At 71.1% G+C, this 14571-nt stretch carries 13 protein-coding genes; 10 read left to right on the top strand and 3 right to left on the bottom strand.

Features of this window, described 5'->3' with window-relative positions; genetic code table 11:
- Window positions 1-73: 73 nt before the first annotated feature.
- The 8 genes from gap to ACZ7P3_RS17080 all read left to right on the top strand — a co-directional run bounded on the left by gap (window position 74) and on the right by ACZ7P3_RS17080 (window position 7660).
- Window positions 74-1081, top strand: a complete 1008-nt coding sequence (gene gap, locus ACZ7P3_RS17115) for a type I glyceraldehyde-3-phosphate dehydrogenase (RefSeq protein WP_472082356.1) — start codon at window positions 74-76, stop codon at window positions 1079-1081.
- A 152-nt stretch (window positions 1082-1233) separates the two neighbouring features.
- Window positions 1234-2445, top strand: a complete 1212-nt coding sequence (locus ACZ7P3_RS17110) for a phosphoglycerate kinase (protein ID WP_472082354.1) — start codon at window positions 1234-1236, stop codon at window positions 2443-2445.
- Window positions 2446-2486: 41 nt separating this feature from the next.
- The gene (gene tpiA, locus ACZ7P3_RS17105) at window positions 2487-3242 is read left to right on the top strand and encodes a triose-phosphate isomerase (RefSeq protein WP_472082971.1); all 756 of its coding nucleotides are present in this window, start codon (window positions 2487-2489) and stop codon (window positions 3240-3242) included.
- Between the two features lie 106 nt (window positions 3243-3348).
- Entirely contained in the window at window positions 3349-3585 is a 237-nt protein-coding gene (secG, locus tag ACZ7P3_RS17100; RefSeq protein WP_472082352.1) for a preprotein translocase subunit SecG, read from the top strand.
- 246 nt (window positions 3586-3831) lie between these two features.
- Window positions 3832-4167, top strand: a complete 336-nt coding sequence (locus tag ACZ7P3_RS17095; RefSeq protein ID WP_003976875.1) for an RNA polymerase-binding protein RbpA — start codon at window positions 3832-3834, stop codon at window positions 4165-4167.
- 377 nt (window positions 4168-4544) lie between these two features.
- The gene (locus ACZ7P3_RS17090; protein WP_472082349.1) at window positions 4545-5048 is read left to right on the top strand and encodes a hypothetical protein; all 504 of its coding nucleotides are present in this window, start codon (window positions 4545-4547) and stop codon (window positions 5046-5048) included.
- 52 nt (window positions 5049-5100) lie between these two features.
- Entirely contained in the window at window positions 5101-6753 is a 1653-nt protein-coding gene (gene pgi, locus ACZ7P3_RS17085) for a glucose-6-phosphate isomerase (protein WP_472082347.1), read from the top strand.
- Window positions 6754-6844: 91 nt separating this feature from the next.
- Window positions 6845-7660: a DsbA family protein gene (locus tag ACZ7P3_RS17080; RefSeq protein ID WP_472082345.1), complete on the top strand. Its 816-nt coding sequence runs from the start codon at window positions 6845-6847 to the stop codon at window positions 7658-7660.
- A gap of 12 nt (window positions 7661-7672) precedes the next feature.
- On the opposite strand, the gene ACZ7P3_RS17075 is transcribed toward ACZ7P3_RS17080, so the two are convergent.
- The 3 genes from ACZ7P3_RS17075 to ACZ7P3_RS17065 all read right to left on the bottom strand — a co-directional run bounded on the left by ACZ7P3_RS17075 (window position 7673) and on the right by ACZ7P3_RS17065 (window position 11330).
- Window positions 7673-9955: an FtsX-like permease family protein gene (locus tag ACZ7P3_RS17075; protein WP_472082343.1), complete on the bottom strand. Its 2283-nt coding sequence runs from the start codon at window positions 9953-9955 to the stop codon at window positions 7673-7675.
- 41 nt (window positions 9956-9996) lie between these two features.
- Window positions 9997-10725 (bottom strand): ABC transporter ATP-binding protein, encoded by a 729-nt coding sequence (locus tag ACZ7P3_RS17070; protein ID WP_472082340.1) that lies wholly within the window; start codon window positions 10723-10725, stop codon window positions 9997-9999.
- Between the two features lie 89 nt (window positions 10726-10814).
- On the bottom strand, window positions 10815-11330 hold the full coding sequence (locus ACZ7P3_RS17065; protein ID WP_472082338.1) for a PadR family transcriptional regulator: 516 nt from the start codon (window positions 11328-11330) through the stop codon (window positions 10815-10817).
- Window positions 11331-11458: 128 nt separating this feature from the next.
- Here ACZ7P3_RS17065 and ACZ7P3_RS17060 point away from each other — a divergent pair, with 128 nt between their 5' ends.
- Together ACZ7P3_RS17060 and ACZ7P3_RS17055 are read left to right on the top strand one after the other, a co-directional pair.
- Window positions 11459-12730, top strand: coding sequence for an ABC transporter substrate-binding protein (locus ACZ7P3_RS17060; RefSeq protein ID WP_472082336.1), 1272 nt, complete (start codon window positions 11459-11461; stop codon window positions 12728-12730).
- Window positions 12731-12861: 131 nt separating this feature from the next.
- Window positions 12862-14535, top strand: coding sequence for a glycoside hydrolase family 13 protein (locus tag ACZ7P3_RS17055; RefSeq protein WP_472082334.1), 1674 nt, complete (start codon window positions 12862-12864; stop codon window positions 14533-14535).
- The last annotated feature ends 36 nt before the right edge of the window (window positions 14536-14571 follow it).

Below are 14571 nucleotides of genomic sequence, written 5' to 3'. Positions count from 1 at the left end.
GGGGTGGTCGGGGACATCCCAAATACAGCTCGCCGGCACCGCATGGCCGGCGTACCAACGAGGAGATCGGTTCGTGACGATCCGCGTAGGCATCAACGGCTTCGGCCGTATCGGGCGTAACTACTTCCGCGCACTGCTGGAGCAGGGTGCCGACATCGAGATTGTGGCTGTCAACGACCTGGGTGACACCGCGACCACCGCTCACCTGCTGAAGTACGACACCATCCTGGGTCGCCTCAAGCAGGAGGTCTCCCACACCGCCGACACGATCACCGTCGACGGCCACACCATCAAGGTGCTCTCCGAGCGCAACCCGGCCGACATCCCCTGGGGCGAGCTGGGCGTCGACATCGTCATCGAGTCGACCGGCATCTTCACCAAGAAGGAAGACGCCGCCAAGCACATCGCCGGCGGTGCCAAGAAGGTCCTCATCTCGGCTCCGGCCAAGGACGAGGACATCACCATCGTGATGGGCGTCAACCAGGACAAGTACGACCCGGCGAACCACCACGTCATCTCCAACGCCTCCTGCACCACCAACTGTGTGGCGCCGATGGCGAAGGTCCTCGACGAGAACTTCGGCATCGTCAAGGGTCTGATGACGACGGTGCACGCGTACACGAACGACCAGCGCATCCTGGACTTCCCGCACAAGGACCTGCGCCGCGCCCGTGCCGCCGCCGAGAACATCATCCCGACCACCACGGGTGCCGCCAAGGCCACCGCGCTGGTCCTGCCGCAGCTCAAGGGCAAGCTGGACGGCATCGCCATGCGCGTCCCGGTCCCGACCGGCTCGGTCACCGACCTCGTCGTCGAGCTCGGCCGCGAGGTCACCAAGGAAGAGGTCAACGCCGCCTTCCAGAAGGCTGCCGAGGGCGAGCTGAAGGGCCTCCTCGAGTACACCGAGGACGCGATCGTCTCCTCCGACATCGTCAACGAGCCGGCCTCCTGCACCTTCGACTCCTCCCTGACCATGGTCCAGGAGGGCAAGAACGTGAAGGTCATCGGCTGGTACGACAACGAGTGGGGCTACTCCAACCGCCTCGTGGACCTGACGGTCTTCGTCGGCGGCCAGCTCTGATCGGTCGCAGCAGGCAGCTGATGCATTGACGCAGGGCTCGGGCAGCGCAGCGCCGCGCTGTCCGGGCCCTGACGTGCGTACAGACCGACCCGGCCGACCTGCGAAGATCAGGCCCCGTAGGATCAAAGAGCCCTCCTCAGGAGTTCCCTCTCATGAAGACCATCGACGAACTTCTCTCCGCGGGCGTGGACGGCAAGCGGGTCTTCGTCCGTGCCGACCTCAACGTCCCGCTCGCCGACGGCGTCATCACCGACGACGGCCGCATCCGCGCCGTCCTGCCCACCGTCAAGGCCCTCGCCGAAGCGGGCGCCAAGGTGGTCGTCGCCTCGCACCTGGGCCGTCCCAAGGGCGCCCCGGACCCCGCCTTCTCGCTGCTGCCCGCCGCCGAGCGGCTCGGTGAACTGCTCGGCGCGCCGGTCGCGTTCGCCCAGGACACCGTCGGCCCCGCCGCCCACGACGCCGTGGACGGCCTTGAGCCCGGCCAGGTCGCGGTCATCGAGAACCTGCGCTTCAACGCGGGCGAAACCTCGAAGGACGACACCGAGCGCGGCGAGTTCGCCGACCGGCTCGCGGCCCTCGCCGACGTCTACGTCGGTGACGGCTTCGGCGCGGTGCACCGCAAGCACGCCTCCGTGTACGACCTGCCGGCCCGCCTGCCGCACTACGCCGGCTACCTCATCGCCACCGAGGTCGGCGTCCTGAAGAAGCTCACCGAGGACGTCAAGCGGCCCTACGTCGTCGCGCTCGGCGGCGCCAAGGTCTCCGACAAGCTCGCCGTCATCGACCAACTGCTCGGCAAGGCCGACCGCCTGCTCATCGGCGGCGGCATGGCCTACACCTTCCTCAAGGCCAAGGGCTACGAGGTCGGCATCTCCCTCCTCCAGGAGGACCAGATCCCGGCCGTCACCGAGTACATGGAGCGCGCCGAGAAGAACGGCGTGGAGCTGCTGCTCCCCATGGACGTCGTGGTCTCCCGGGAGTTCCCGGACCTGAAGACCAAGGCTCCCACCGAGAACACCGTGGTCGACGCGGACAAGATCCCCGCCGACCAGGAGGGGCTGGACATCGGCCCCAGGGCCCGGGAGCTGTACGCCTCGAAGCTCGCCGACGCGGGGACCGTCTTCTGGAACGGTCCCATGGGCGTCTTCGAGCACCCCGACTACGCCGAGGGCACCAAGGCGGTCGCCCAGGCCCTCCTCGACTCGCCGGGCTTCACGGTCGTCGGCGGCGGTGACTCCGCCGCGGCCGTGCGCACGCTGGGCTTCGACGAGAACGCATTCGGCCACATCTCGACCGGTGGCGGCGCCTCCCTCGAATACCTCGAGGGCAAGACGCTCCCCGGCCTCGCCGCACTGGAGGACTGACCTCAATGGCTCCATCCAATCTCTCTGGGCGCACGCCGCTGATGGCGGGCAACTGGAAGATGAACCTCAACCACCTCGAGGCCATCGCGCACGTCCAGAAGCTCGCCTTCGCCCTGGCCGACAAGGACTACGAGGCCGTCGAGGTCGCCGTCCTGCCGCCCTTCACCGACCTGCGCTCCGTGCAGACCCTGGTCGACGGCGACAAGCTCAAGATCAAGTACGGCGCCCAGGACATTTCGGCGCACGACTCCGGCGCCTACACGGGCGAGATCTCGGGCCCGATGCTGGCCAAGCTGAAGTGCACCTACGTGGCCATCGGCCACTCCGAGCGCCGCCAGTACCACAACGAGACCGACGAGGTCGTGAACGCCAAGGTCAAGGCCGCCTACAAGCACGGTCTGACCCCGATCCTGTGCGTCGGCGAGGAGCTGGAGGTCCGCGAGGCGGGCAACCACGTCTCCCACACCCTCGCCCAGGTCGAGGGCGGTCTGAAGGACCTCCCGGCCGAGCAGGCCGAGACCGTCGTGATCGCCTACGAGCCCGTATGGGCCATCGGCACCGGCAAGGTCTGCGGCGCCGAGGACGCCCAGGAGGTCTGCGCCGCCATCCGCGGCAAGATCGCCGAGCTGTACACGCAGGAGCTGGCCGACAAGGTCCGCATCCAGTACGGCGGCTCCGTGAAGGCCGGCAATGTCGCCGAGATCATGGCGAAGGCCGACATCGACGGCGCCCTGGTCGGCGGGGCCTCGCTGGACGCGGACGAGTTCGTCAAGATCGTGCGCTTCCGTGATCAGTGAGCAGGCTGTGAGTAGGCGGTAGCGACGATCCGTCGTACCCTAGCGGGGGCATGGCTTCAAGCCGTGCCCCCGTCGTCCATCCGAATCCGAGGAAGTTGGTCCAGCCGTGGTTCTGGGGTTCTCGATCGCCCTGATCGTCTTCAGCCTGTTGCTGATGCTGCTGGTGCTGATGCACAAGGGGAAGGGCGGCGGCCTCTCCGACATGTTCGGTGGCGGCATGCAGTCGTCCGTCGGCGGCTCCTCGGTCGCCGAGCGCAACCTCGACCGCATCACCATCGTGCTCGGTGTGCTCTGGTTCGCGTGCATCATCGTTCTCGGCATGCTGATGAAGTCGAACGGCTGACATCGCACGGCCGGTTGACAGCACACGAACAGCCGAGCAGCGTCCCACAAGCACATACATTCCGCACGTAAGGCCCCATGTTCGGTACGCGCCCCTGAGCGCGGCCTATCATGGGGCTTGCGTCTGGATGTGGGGGTTGTAACTCCAATCACTGGACGCGCGTTGGGCCTTACGTAGACTGAGGCGCTCGCGGCGAAGTGAAACGCCGACTCGCTTCGCGGCACCATCACGCAGGGAGTTACGACCGTGGCAAGTGGCAACGCGATCCGAGGAAGCCGGGTCGGGGCGGGGCCGATGGGCGAGGCCGAGCGCGGCGAGTCCGCGCCGCGTCTGCGCATCTCCTTCTGGTGCTCCAACGGGCATGAGACCCAGCCGAGCTTCGCCAGCGACGCACAGGTGCCCGAGACCTGGGACTGCCCGCGCTGCGGCTTCCCGGCCGGCCAGGACCGGGACAACCCCCCGGACCCGCCGCGCACCGAGCCGTACAAGACGCACCTCGCGTACGTCAGAGAGCGGCGCAGCGACGCGGACGGCGAGGCGATCCTCGCCGAGGCGCTCGCCAAACTGAGGGGCGAAATCTAGGAATTTCGGTGCGGCCGGGCGCCTTCGGGTGTCCGGCCGGTGCCGTTTCCCTCCGCCGGTGTCCGGCCCGATGTCAGTGGCGCCCTTTACGGTTTTCGTGACGGCGAGAACCGTAAAGGGGGAATGGTGACGGGGGTCGGGACGGCGGTCGGGACAGGGGAGACGGGCAGGCTGCGCGCGCCGCGTGGCGTGGCGGATTCGGGCGGCTGTGGAGCGCTGCCGCGCTCTCCCCGTTCGGCGACGCGCTGCGTACGGCCGCGCTGCGCCTGCTCGCCGCCTCGCTGGCCTACCGCCCCCTGCTCATCGCGGCGGCCCTGGCGCTGACCACGCTGCAGACCCTGTTCGACAACGCGGCCACGGCCCTGCCGCCCTCCCCGGTGGACCGGCAGACCCTCGGCAGGGCCAACGCCCGTCTGCTCACCGGACAGAAGATCGCCGGCGGTCCGGCCGGGGGAGTGCTGAGCCGGCGGATCGCGGGCGGGATCGGCCAGCGGCGGACCGCGCTGCTCGCGGGCACGGTGCAGATCGGCGCCCTCCTCGTCATGGGCACCGTGCGCAGTCCGACCGCCCTGGTGGCCGCTCTCGCCGTCCTCGGCTGCACGGGCATGCCGGGGAACGTCAACACGACCACACTGATGCGGCAGCGCGCCCCCGCCGGCATGCTCGGCCGGGTCGGCTCCGCCTTCCGCACCCCGGCCGGAGCCCCGCTGGGTGCCCTGTTCGGCGGCGCCGTGGCCACCGCCTGCGGCCTCGGCGCACCGGCCCTGCTCACGGCCGCCTTCCCCGTCCTGTCCGTCACCGCGCTGATACCGGCGCGCAAGCCGGACGTACCTGTTGTTGCGCCGGACGACGACGTCACGACGGCTCGCGCCCCGGGGTGATCAATTAGGTTGGAACAGCTGGGACAGGCACGAAAGAAGGCTGAAGTCGGAAATGAACGCAGACGGCCGTACCAGGCTCAACCAGACGCCCGAGTGGACCGCTCTCGCCAAGCACCGGGAGGAGCTGGCCGGCACCCATCTGCGGGACCTGTTCGCCGCCGATCCGCGGCGCGGCGCCGGGTACACCCTTCAGGTCGGTGACCTGTACCTCGACTACTCGAAGCACCTGGTCACCGACGAGACGCTGCGGCTGCTGCGCGAGCTGGCCGCCGCGACGGACGTCTTCGGCCTGCGGGACGCCATGTTCCGCGGCGAGAAGATCAACGTCACCGAGGACCGGGCGGTGCTGCACACCGCCCTGCGCGCGCCGCGGGACGCCGTGGTCGAGGTCGACGGGGAGAACGTCGTCCCGGCCGTGCACGCCGTGCTGGACAAGATGAGCGACTTCGCCGGGCGGGTCCGCTCCGGCGCCTGGACCGGCCACACCGGCCGGCGCATCAAGAACGTGATCAACGTCGGCATCGGCGGCTCCGACCTGGGCCCCGCGATGGCTTACGAGGTGCTGCGCAGCTTCACCGACCGCGGCCTCACGGTCCGCTTCGTCTCCAACGTGGACGGCGCCGACCTGCACGAGGCCACCCGCGACCTGGACCCGGCCGAGACGCTGTTCGTCATCGCCTCCAAGACCTTCACCACCATCGAGACGATCACCAACGCGACCTCGGCCCGCTCCTGGCTGCTGGACGCGCTCGGCGACGAGAAGGCGGTCGCCCGGCACTTCGTGGCCCTGTCGACCAACGCGGAGAAGGTCACCGAGTTCGGCATCGACCCGGACAACATGTTCGAGTTCTGGGACTGGGTCGGCGGACGCTACTCCTACGACTCCGCGATCGGCCTGTCCCTGATGATCGCCATCGGCCCGGACCGCTTCCGGGAGATGCTCGACGGCTTCCGCCTGGTCGACGAGCACTTCCGCACCGCTCCCGCCGAGGCCAACGTCCCGCTGCTGCTGGGTCTGCTGGGCATCTGGTACGACAACTTCCACGACGCCCAGTCGCACGCGGTGCTGCCGTACAGCCACTACCTCTCCCGGTTCACCGCCTACCTCCAGCAGCTGGACATGGAGTCCAACGGCAAGTACGTGGCGCGGGACGGCAAGCGGGTCGAGTGGCAGACCGGACCGGTCGTGTGGGGCACGCCCGGCACCAACGGGCAGCACGCCTACTACCAGTTGATCCACCAGGGCACCAAGCTGATCCCGGCGGACTTCATCGGCTTCGCCGAGCCGGTCGCCGAACTGAGCGGTGAGCTCAGGGCGCAGCACGATCTGCTGATGGCCAACTTCTTCGCCCAGACCCAGGCCCTCGCCTTCGGCAAGACCGCCGAGGAGGTCCGCGCGGAGGGTGTCGCCGAGGAGCTGGTCCCGCACAAGACCTTCCAGGGCAACCGGCCGACGACGACGATCCTCGCCCGTGAGCTGACCCCGTCCGTGCTCGGCCAGCTCGTCGCCCTCTACGAGCACAAGGTGTTCGTCCAGGGCGCCGTCTGGAACATCGACTCCTTCGACCAGTGGGGCGTGGAGCTGGGCAAGGTCCTCGCCAAGCGCATCGAGCCCGCTCTGACCATGGGCGCCGAGGTGCCCGGCCTGGACTCGTCGACCAAGGCGCTCGTCGCCAGGTACCGGGAGCTGCGCGGCCGCAGCTGACCCTCAACCATGGCCGCCGCGGCGACTGTTCTGTGCGTTTTCGCTGGTCATCCCCTAAGGTTTCCGTTGAATGCAAGGGGAGGACGTGCGCATGAGGCGTCGGGGGTTTGCCGCGGTGGCCGCGGTGGCCGTACTGGGAATGTCGGCGGCGGGCTGCGGGAGCACGGACCGGTCGGCGGAGTCCAAGGACCGTGCGTCTGCGGCCGCGGACCGGCCGGCCGAGTCCAGGGACCGCGGGGCCGCGGCCACGGCGGAGGCCGAGCCGGCCTATCCCGGACTGAAGGACGTGCCGGCGCGGCTGGAGAAGGACGGGACGACCATCACGGTGGGCGACCCGCACGCCAAGGTCACGGTCCACCTGTACGAGGATCCGCGCTGCCCGGTGTGCAAGGAGTTCGAGACCGGCGGCGGCGGGCCGAAGCTGCGCGCGGCCACCCTCCGCCGGGAGGCGAAGACCCAGTACACCCTCGCCTCCTTCCTGGACGACCGGCTCGGCGGCAGCGGTTCGAAGAAGGCGGTCAACGCGCTGCGGGCCGCGCTGGACGCGGGCAGGTTCGCCGAGTACCACGACATGCTCTACGCCCACCAGCCCGAGGAGAGCGTCGACGGATTCACCGACGCCTACCTGCTCAAGCTGGCGGGGCGGATCGACGGGCTGCGCGGACCGGCCTTCGACTCGGCCGTCAGGACCATGAAGTACCGCTCGTTCGTGACCGCCGCGGAGAAGGCGTACGAGCGCTCGGGCGGGGCCGCGGAGCCCCAGGGGCCGGGCACCCCCACCGCCGAGATCAACGACGTGCGCATCCCGGCGGAGAACAACGGCGTGCTCTTCGACGGCAAGATCTTCGACATGCTGCTGGCCAGGATCCGGGAGCGGCCCGAGGCGTGGCAGGACGCCTCCTCCTGAGCCGCCCGGCCATCAGGCCACGGCGCTCAGCGTGTCCGCCAGCCGCCGGCGTGCCGCCCGGGCCGCGGGCAGGGCGGCCAGCGCGGCGGCCCCCAGCACGGCGCTCGCGCCCAGCAGGAGCAGCAGTCCGGGCGAGGGAGACCGGGCGATTCCGGCGCCGATGCCGCTGGAGCTGCCCTGGGCGTCGATCAGCCGGTGGGCCAGCGGCAGCCCCAGTGCCGTACCGGCGGCCGTCGCCGCCAGCGCCGTACAGCTGGTCGCCGTGACGGTGATCGCGGTGATCTGCCGGGGGGACATGCCGATCGCCCTGAGGGCCAGCACGTCCCGCTCGCCCTCCCGGATGCTCCCGCCGATCACGGTGAGCAGCTCGATGAGCCCGATGAGGGCGAGCACGGCGATCAGTCCGCTGACGACCGCGCGCAGCGGGGACAGCCCGTCGGCCGGGTTCGGCACGGCGTGCACGTCCAGGTGCCCGTGGCCGGCCGCGGCGAGTGCGGCCGCCACCCGCCGGGGGTCGGCGCCCGGGTGCAGGCGCAGCTGGTAGAAGGCCGGGGAGACCCGGGGGTCGTTCTCGCGGAGCGTGTCCAGGGAGGTCGTCACGACCCGGCCGGCGTTCTGCGGTTCGATGCTGCGGCCGACGATGTGCAGGATCTGCGGCTGGTCGCCCACCGTCATCCGCACCCAGTCGCCGACCCGTAGGTGCAGCAGGTCCAGCAGGCCCTGGCCGGCCACCGCCTCGTCCGGTCCGCGGGCGGCCCGGCCCTCGGCGAGCGTGTACGGGTACGGCCGGGTACGGGTGCCCAGGCCGCGCAGGGCGATCGTCCCGGTCTGGCCGGGGACCAGTGCGGCCATCTCGACGCCCGGATAGGCGTCGGCGACCCGGGGGTCCGCCGCCAGCAGGGACCGTACGTCCCGATCGTCCAGACCGCCGTCCGAGCGGACCGTGAGCGCCGTCGGCAGGCCCACCCGCTCCGGGCTGCTGTGGAACCGGTCGATGGTGGTCCAGGCGCTGAGCGCCACCACGATCAGCAGCAGCGGCAGTGTCAGCCGGGCCACTCCGGCCAGCGACCGGCCACGGCCCGCGAACGCCTTGTGGCAGCCGAGCACCAGCGCGGCCGGCAGGCGCAGTCCCAGGGCCTGACGGGCCAGGCCGGTCAGCCGCCCGCCCGCCGCGGCCGAGGGGCGCGGCACCGGAACCGGAGGCACCCGGCCCGCCCGCCAGGCCGCGAGTCCCGTCGTCAGACCGATGAACAGCACCGCGCCCACGGACACGGCGACCAGCGCCACGGTGTGCCCGGGCAGCCCCTGCCACACCGCCACCGCATCGCCGATCCGCCCGGGGACCCGGCCGCCCAGGCCTTCGGTGAGCGCCGCCGCGGCCAGCGCGCCGAGCATGGCGTAGGCGAGGTGCTGGAGCAGGAAGATCCGCACGACCTGGCCGGGGGTGAAACCGATCGCCTTCAGGACCGAGATGTCCCGCAGATGGCCGCGGATACGGGTGCCGATCGCCCCGTGCACGGCGAAGCCCGCGGCGGCCAGGGCGCCCAGGCCGAACAGGGCGAGCACCTGCCCGAGAAGCCGGTTCTCGCCCTGCGCCTCGGCCCGGGCCTGTTGCCAGGTGGAGACCTCGCCGACCGCGCCCGCCCCCAGCACGGTCACCGCGCGCTGCACCGCGTAGTCCGTGTCGGCCGGATCGGCCAGGCGCAGCCCCGTCACCTGGCCGCCGGGGGCGCGCACGGCGGACGGCAGCGCCCAGACGAGCCCCGGCTGTTCACCGGGGCTGTACCGGGGCTCGGCGCTGTCGGCGATGCCCTCGACGGTCAGGCTGCGGGCCGTGCCGGGCAGCGTCAAGGTGTCGCCGGGCTCGGCCAGCAGAGCCCGGGCCAGGCCGGCCTCCAGGACCACCCCGTCCGGCTCGGCCGGGTCCAGCCAGTGCCCCGCGGTGAGCAGCGGGCGGCCGACGGAGGGCGGCCGGGGCGTGCCGCGCAGCTCCACGGAGGCGCGGGTACCGCGGACGGCGACGGTGACGGACTCGGTGCGGTAGGGGCCGGCCACCGACTCGACGCCGTCCAGCCGGGCGAGCCGGCCCGCGTCGGCGGAGGCGGCCGTGTGGATCCACACGTGTGCCCCGTGGGCCTGGGTGAAGACCCGCTGCCAGGGGTTGGTGGCATAGCCGAAGAGGGCGGTGGCCAGCAGCAGCGAGGCCACGATGCCCGCGGTGGCGAGCGTGATGAACAGCGCCTCGCCGCGGTGCGTGCGCAGATCGGAATGGGCCCAGCGCAGGGTGGCTCGCACGGCTCAGTCCCCGCTGCCGGGCGCGGGCGGTCGGTGCGCCATCAGTCCCTCAGTTCCAGCACACCGGAGGTGCCGCTCCGGCGCGACGGCGTGCCGTCCAGTGCGGCGTCGTCGGCTATGCGTCCGTCGAAGAAGCTGATGACCCGGTCGGCGGCGCTCGCCAGCCGGGCGTCATGGGTGACGAGCACGATGCTCTGCCCGCGGCCGTGGAAGCGGGACAGCAGCCGCATCACCTCGCGGGTGCCCTTGCTGTCGAGGCTGCCGGCGGGCTCGTCGGCCAGCAGCAGCGGCGGATGGTTGACCAGGGCGCGGGCGAGCGCGACCCGCTGCTGCTCGCCGCCGGACAGCTCGCCCGGCATGCTGCGCTCCTTGCCCGTCAGACCCAGCTCGGCCAGGAGCTCCTCGCGCTCGGCACGGGCCCGCTTCGGCGGGGTGCCGGCGAGCAGGGCGGGCAGCTCGACGTTGTCGGCGACCGACAGGTTCGACACCAGGTTGAAGAACTGGAAGACGATGCCGATCGCCTTTCTGCGCTCCACCGCCCAGCGCGCCTCGCTGTAGGAGTCGGTGCACTCGCCGTCCAGCCAGATGCTGCCCTCGTCCGGCCGCTGCAGCCCCCCGAGCAGGTGCAGCAGCGTCGACTTCCCGGCCCCGGACGGGCCGGTGACCGCCACGAACTCGCCCCGCGCGACGCTGAGGTCGACACCGCGCACGGCACGCGCGGGCGCGCCCTCGCCGTGGTGGGTCTTCACCAGGCCCTCGGCCCGCAGCACAGGACGAAGCCCGTGTGCGGGAGGAATCTCATGCGCGGAAGGAACCCCATGCGCGGGAGGAAGCCCACGCGCAGGAGGACGGCCGTCGCTCACTCCAGCTCCTCCAGTTCCTCCTGGCACCGCTCCAGCCAGTCGAGATCGGCCTGCAGGTGCAGCATCGCGCCCTCGATGAGCAGATGGGCGATTCGGTTGTCCCGGTTCTCGGCCGCGGCCAGTTTCGACAGATTGCGCATGGTGTTGAGGTACTGGCGCCGTTGTCTGTTGATGAGGGCGATCTGTTCGGCGAGACCGGTCTGCGGGGCGAGGGCCAGTTTCATGAAGAACTCGTCCCGTACCCGCGGCTCGTCCTCGGTCTCCTCGAACCAGGCGTGCAGCGCCTCGCGCCCGGCGTCGGTGAGCTGGTAGACCTTCTTGTTGGGTCGGCTGGACTGCTCGACGTCCTCGCCCTCGATCAGTCCCGACTTCTCGAGGCGGCCGAGGGTCACGTAGATCTGGCCGACGTTGGGCTGAGGGTACGCGGAGCCCAGCAGGAGCTCAAGGTCCTGCTTGAGCTCGTATCCGTGGGCCGGGCCGCGCGCGAGGAGTGCCAGGAGGGGCAGGCGCACTCGTGCTGTCCTCCTGTCTGCTCAATGTGCTCCAGGCCCTAGTATCGCCCATACCTAACAGGTATAGATGGCCTCTGACCGCGAGCGAGGACGCCCGTGGCCGGGTGTACGTGTTCAGGGAGGAACCTATGCGGTGGATGCGCGCCGCCGGTAGGGGCCTCCTCGTTCTGGCCGTGGTCCTCACCGGGTACGTGGCCTCCGGCGCGCACGCCGACGAGGGCGCCCCGGGCGGACGCGGGCCGCTCACCCTGGCCACCGCCGGCGATCTCACCGGCTACCTCGGCCCGCTCCTGCAGGGCTGGAACCGCACCCATCCCGCGGAGAAGGTCACTCTCGTCGAGCTGCCCGACTCCGCGGACGAGACCCATGCGCAGATGACCACCGACCTGCGCGGCGGTGACCGGGGCCGGTTCGACGTCCTCAACATCGACGTCAACTGGACCTCGGAGTTCGCGGCGGCCGGCTGGATCCGCCCGCTGCCCCGGGACCGCTTCCCGCTGAAGAGCTTCCTGCCTCCGGTCGTGGACACGGCCACGTACGAGGGGCGGCTGTACGCCGTCCCGTATGTCACCAACGCCGGACTGCTCCTGTACCGCAAGGACGTCCTCGACAAGGCGGGCGTGCCGCCGCCGCGCACCTGGGCCGAGCTGGAGCACGATGCGAAGACCATCGCGCCCCGGTACGGCCTCGACGGCTATGCGGGCCAGTTCCTGTCCTACGAGGGTCTGACCGTCAACGCGGCCGAGGCCGTGTACTCGGCGGGCGGCACGATCCTCGGCGACGAGGGCACCCGGGTCACCGTCGACTCGGACGCCGCCCGCGAGGGCATCGGCTTCCTCGCCCGCGGTTTCCGCGAGGGCTGGATCCCCCGGAAGGCGCTGACGTACAAGGAAGAGGAGTCCAAGCAGGCCTTCCAGGACGGCCATCTGCTCTTCCTGCGCAACTGGCCCTACGCCTACGCCGTGGCCTCGGCCAGGGGCTCCGAGGTCGCCGGCCGGATCGGCGCCGTGCCGCTGCCCGGGCCGCACGGGCCGGGGACCAGCGTCCTCGGCGGCTCCAACCTGGCCGTCAACACACACGCCCGGCACCCCGATTCCGCGGCGCGGCTGATCGCGTATCTGACGAGCGAGGGTGTCCAGCGGCAGGTGCTCACCCGGGGCGCGCTGCCTCCGGTACGCGCCGCGCTCTACCAAGACCCCGATCTGGTGCGGCGGTTCCCCTATCTGCCGACCCTGCGCGAGGCCGTCCGCACGGCCGCCCCGCGCCCCAAGAGCCCGCACTACGACCAGGTCAGCCTGGTGGTGCAGGCGGTCGTGCACGACGCGCTCACCGGGCACGAGACGCCCGCGGCGGCGGTGCGACGACTGGCCCGGGAGCTGGCGGCCGTCTCCGGCCGATAGTTACTTGTTAAGTAACGCGGACATCTCATCTGGCTCCACGATGCCCCAGTAGGTCCGTATTCGTCACCCCAACTCGGCAGTAGCTACCGTTCTTTTCATTGACACCCTCGCGACATGCCTACCTAACATGCATGCATAACGGCTGGCTCGCAGCTGCCCTTCGCAAGAGACAGGTCAATGGGGTGAACAGGCACCACTGGTGGCGTGACGCGGTGATCTACCAGGTCTACGTCCGCAGCTTTCTGGACAGCACCGGCGACGGCATCGGCGATCTCGCCGGGGTCCGCGCCGGACTGCCGTACCTGAAGAAGCTGGGCGTCGACGGGATCTGGCTGAGCCCGTTCTATCCCTCGCCGCAGCACGACCACGGCTACGACGTCGCCGACTACTGCGACGTCGACCCGGTCTTCGGCGACCTCGCCGAGTTCGACCTGCTGGTGGCGGCCGCCCGGCGGATCGGCATCAGGGTGCTCCTGGACATCGTCCCCAACCACTGCTCCAGCGCGCACCCGTGGTTCCGTGAGGCGCTCGCCGCCGGGCCGGGCAGCGCGGCCCGCGCCCGCTTCCACTTCGCCGACGGCCGCGGCCCGGACGGCGCCGAGCCGCCCAACAACTGGCACGCCATGTTCGGCGGCCCGGCCTGGACCCGGATCACGGAGTCCGACGGCCGCCCCGGCCAGTGGTACCTGCACATGTTCACGCCCGAACAGCCCGACTGGAACTGGCGCACCCCCGAGGTCCCCGCCGAGTTCGACCGCACCCTGCGCTTCTGGCTCGACCGGGGCGTCGACGGCTTCCGCATCGACGTCGCCGCCGGCCTCTACAAGCACCCCGGGCTGCCCGACTCCGACGACCCGGAGGCCGACGCCCGCACCCGCGACTCGGTCAACCCGCTCGCCTGGAACCAGCCCGAGGTGCACGACGTGTGGCGGCACTGGCGCGCCCTGTGCGAGGAGTACGCGGCCCGCGACGGCCGCGAACGCCTCCTGGTCGGCGAGGTCTCCGTCCCCACCGCCCGCGAACACGCGCGGTACGTCCGTCCGGACGAACTGCACCAGGCCTTCTTCTTCGACCTGCTCGGCGCCCCCTGGGAGGCGGACGCCTTCCGCAAGGTCATCTCCGAGGCCATGCAGGACATCGCGGGCACCGGCTCCACGGTCACCTGGGTCCTCAACAACCACGACCAGGTCCGCACCGTCACCCGCTACGGCGAACCCGCCACCGGGGGCAGCGGCCTCGGCGCCGCCCGTGCCCGTGCCGCCGCGCTGCTGATGCTGGCGCTGCCCGGGGCCGCGTACATCTACCAGGGCGAGGAGCTGGGCCTGCCCGAGGTCGTCGACCTGCCCGACGACGTGCTCACCGACCCGATCTTCCACCGCACCGGAAGCCGCGCCCGCATACGCGACGGCTGCCGGGTGCCCCTGCCCTGGTCCGGGCAGGCCTCCCCGTTCGGCTTCACCTCCGGGGCCGAGGGCGCCAAGCCCTGGCTGCCCCAGCCGGAGTGGTTCGCCGAGCACGCCACGGACCGGGCCCTCGCCGACACCCGCTCCTTCTGGCACCTGTACCGCGACGGGCTCCAACTCCGCTCCTCGCTCCCCCAGTTGGGCGAGGGCACGCTCCACTGGCTGGACACCCCGCCGGGTGTCCTCGGCTTCGTCCGCGGCGACGGCCTCGTCTGCGCCGTGAACTTCGGTACGTCCCCCACGCCCGCGCCGGCCTCCGGCACCCCCCTGCTGTCCAGCGGTCCGTGCCCGGCCGGTGTGCTGCCCGGCTCCACGGCGGCCTGGTGGCTGAGCGACCTCTGATCCGCCCCGGTGTTTTCGGTCAACTCCCATTCCCCG

Source organism: Streptomyces sp. NPDC107581 (assembly GCF_055657175.1).
The sequence above is the reverse complement of the archived record's forward strand: the minus strand, read 5'-3'. Positions and strand labels throughout refer to the sequence as shown.